This window comes from Okeania sp., from assembly GCF_983059655.1.
In genome coordinates this window covers 1-3963 of record NZ_CEZPJD010000739.1, presented here as the reverse complement: position 1 = coordinate 3963, position 3963 = coordinate 1, and the positions used below count along the sequence as shown (strand labels likewise).

The 3963-nt window shown below is 38.8% G+C and carries 2 protein-coding genes; both read right to left on the bottom strand.

What is annotated here, in order from left to right:
- Positions 1 to 209: 209 nt before the first annotated feature.
- Positions 210 to 1886, bottom strand: coding sequence for a mechanosensitive ion channel family protein (locus tag AC3DU7_RS27625; RefSeq protein WP_488042465.1), 1677 nt, complete (start codon positions 1884 to 1886; stop codon positions 210 to 212).
- A gap of 684 nt (positions 1887 to 2570) precedes the next feature.
- A complete protein-coding gene (locus AC3DU7_RS27620) occupies positions 2571 to 3869 on the bottom strand; it encodes a M16 family metallopeptidase (RefSeq protein WP_488042464.1) in 1299 nt (432 codons plus the stop codon).
- Positions 3870 to 3963 lie beyond the last annotated feature (94 nt).

Sequence of the window (3963 nt, the reverse complement as noted above, 5' to 3'; positions counted from 1 at the left end):
CCTGTTCCCAGATCCGGTGTTCCCTAAAAGTTTTCAATATCTCACAACTCAAATCTTATGGCTATAATTCTAAAAGCCAAACTAATAGACATCTCCAAAAATCAAAAATAAAATCAATTATCACACATAAATTATCAATTATTTCTCCCTACTCCCTACTCCCTACTCCCTACTCCCTACTCCCTCTTTTCTGGAGATGTCTATTTGGACTATTTCATCTCATTGAAACGAATATCTTGCTGGGGAATAGGAATCTCTATTCCTGCTTGAACAAATCGTTCTTTAATCTGATGAATAGTTTCATTATATACCCCCCAATAATCTGAAGTTTTAGTCCATCCTCCTACATACAGCTCGACAAAATATTCTGCAAATTTCCATGCAAATGTACTCGGTTTTGGTTGGTCTAATACTAAAGGATGAGATTTAAAAATATCCAAAAGTAATTGCTCAACTTTAGACAAATTCTCACTATAACCAACCCGAATTTGTAAACTAACGCGACGAGTATCTCTGGCACTATGATTAACGACTACACTACTCAAAACTGAGTTATTGGGAATTGTAATAATCTGACCAGTCCAACCTTTTACTTTTGTATGAGCGAGACTGATGGAGTCAATATAGCCTGATGTTCCACATAATTCTACTTCATCGCCTACATTAAACGGACTATAGACCATAATCATTAAACCACTAGCCAAATTTCCAATATTGGTTTGCAAAGCAAATGCCAAGATGAAGCTAGTACCACCAACTAAAGCAAGAATTGGACCAAGATTTATTTCCAAAGCTGTCAAAGCTAATAAGACACCAACACCAACAGTTGCTTGCCAAACACTTCTGACCAAAAATTGACGCAAAGGATCGGAAACTCCCCCTAAAATTCGCAGACTCCTATTAGTAACAAAGCCTAAAATCCCAGCAACAATTACAGAAGTAACCACAATTGCAGAAAAGATACCAATATTTATGCCCCAACGTAAACCACCTTCTTCTGATTTTATCCAACCACCTATCCTTAACCACAAACCTTCAGTATCGCTCACATCAATCTCGACACCACTAACAGATTGAATATATTGTCGGAAAGATTCTGCTGTGCCCCCTTTACTCTCAAATTCATCCAAAACAGTATCAAAGCGATCGGCAAGGGCAGTTTGTTCCTGTTGAAGCTCAGTAACACCAACAACCAATTGAGTCTTGACTTCCGATGCCTCTTCACTAGAATCTTCCAGTTGTTGTGATAATGCTTCTAACTGTTTTTCTTTCTCTGCTAATTCCTGTTGACTATCGATATCATCTGTATTACTGACTTCATCTTCGATCGCTTCTGCTACTACTTCTAGATTTTGGGTGGCTTCCTCATTTCCTTCACTTTGTTTTTTAACCTCAACAGCTTCCTCAATAGCTTCTTGAGCTTTGGCAAGTTCTTTTTGTGTCGCTTCTAGATTGTTTTCAGCTTCTTCTGCTTCTGGAGAATTAAGAGATGCACTATTTTTTCCTGCCTCTGCTTCCTCAAGAGATTTTTGAGCTTTTTCTATAGCATCAACCGCTTCTTCAGATTTTCGGGTTTCCCTATTTTTGCGTTTGATTGCAATTTCAGCATCGCTAATTTCCTGAACTTTAGCTTTTAGCAAATTCTGCCAAGCTTTAGCTTCGACTTCTAATTCCTGCTGAGTCAGAGGTTTGAGCAAAAGCTTCAGCTCATCCACAGGAATTTCCGGTTCTTCAGTAGTAATTGCTGCAATTGTGGCAGAAGTTTCTGCTTCAGATTCTTGGGAACTAGCTGGAGAAACCCATAGTGTTAGAGTAAAAGCAATTATTGTTAGGCAAAATACTCGCCATTTATGGCTAAAAATAGATTTTTTTCTTTTTTTCATCATAAAAATTCGGTAAGGCAGAAATTTGTCATAGATTTGCCGATGATTGGATTCTTCTTGGCAGAAAATTAAAATTAATATATCTAGGAAAAATATCCGAAAATAGCAGAGATATCATGTTCGGTAGAACAGTTATAATTAGGCTCTTAGTTGAGCTTGGGCAATGATAGTAAGTATTTCAGAGGCTCAAGCCCAACTACAAACAAACATTTTATTATAAATAGTTATCCGTTAGCGTAGCTCCCCCGGAGGGAGAACATGATATTACTTTCTCATCAAACAGCATTATTAGTATTATTCAGAATAATTAAGATCTAACAGGAAAATCCATACTATATTTTTTTTACAGCGGTTTTCATTTGGGTAAACCACAGTAAGGACATTCCATGGAATGTCCCTACAAGATTTGATGTATGAAGATGTAGTTCATCAATGAGCAAAAGCGCTGTAAATATTCTCTTCCAGTAGCTGTAGTGGACTGTTTCATCAAAAGGTTGAGAGACACACCCTAATATTTTTAGGTGCATCTCCCCACAACCGAATATTTGAAGCTATAATTGAGTCAGGTTTTTAAAGTGATGTAGGTTTGCTAGAAATTAGACCTGTGAACCTACTTTTCTTCTCTGTGGTTACCTTTGAGGGAACTAGCAGCAAAACCAATGATTTACCAACGCCTGGTTTTTACACCTACTTAGGTCGAAACGCTAATACTCCATAAGCATCAACAGACAAATATTTTGATGCTGCCTGTTGAATATCTGATGAGTCAAGTGCCTGAATATGTTTAGGATAATTTAGCGCTGGTGCTAAGTCTCCCACTATTGAGTGATAGTAACCATATAAATTAGCTCGATCGCCTGGTGTCTCATTGGCAAAAACAAACCTGTTGGCGACTAATGTACGAATGCGTTGAATTTCTGTTTCTGTCACCGACTCTTGTTGGATAGTATGTATATGGTGAGCGATCGCTGCTTCTACTTCTGCTAAATTTTCTTCTGGCAACCTAGCAGAAATATAGAAAACTCCTTGATGACGATGACTCATATTACTCACACCAATAGAATAAACCAAACCTCGCTCTTCTCGTAAGTCACGCACCAGGCGAGATGTTTTCCCCCGACTCAAAATAGTTGCCAACACATCCAAGGTATAAGTTTCACGTAATTGAGTTAGCCCAGGTACGCGCCAAAGCATGATTAACCTTGCTTGCTGAAGAGCTTCGTCAACTACTTCATGGCGAACTATTTCTGTAAAAGGTGCTTCTAGGGTAAAATTATTTGTGGGTGGCAGTGGAGGTACTTCTAGAATATTTTGGCTGTTTTCTGCTTCGGTAAATGAGCTAGCAACGATATCAATTAATTCTTCTACTGGTAAATTTCCGACTACAGTAGCAGTCATAGAAGTAGGCTGATACCAGGTATGGTGAAAGTCGCGCATTTGTTGGGGTTGCAGTTGAGAAACAACTTCAGCAGGACCTAATATCGGACGACGATAGGGTAATTTTTCAAAGGCGGTTTCAATAGCTTTTCGGTAACAACGACGGTTAGGGTTATCATTTGAGCGCCGAATTTCTTCTAGTACAACAGACCGCTCTCTTTCAAAAGGATCATCAGCAATGCTGGCATTGAGGAGTACTTCCCACTGCAAAGGTGCTAATTTGGCAAAGTCTTTAGGAGCAGTGGTAATGTAAAAGTGGGTATAGTCTTGGCTAGTGGCAGCATTCATTACAGCACCTTGTTGTTCCACTAAGCGTTCAAATTCACCACCAGGGAGTTTGGGAGTGCCTTTGAAAATTAGATGCTCGAGAAAATGGGCCATACCATTGATTGGTTCAGACTCAACTGCAGAGCCAACGTTTAGCCAAATATTGAGATTAACTGCTTCAACTGGTAAATATTCGGCAATGATAGTAAGTCCATTGGGTAATTGGTGGATAGTAGGGGCGTTAAGAGATTCGAGGGTTGGTTGGACTAAGGTAGAGGTCATTCTTGATTTTTGCTGTGGTTTATCTTTCTTAATATATTAGACATCTCCAGAAAAGAGGGAACAGTTCATTAATGGATAATGGATAATGGATAAT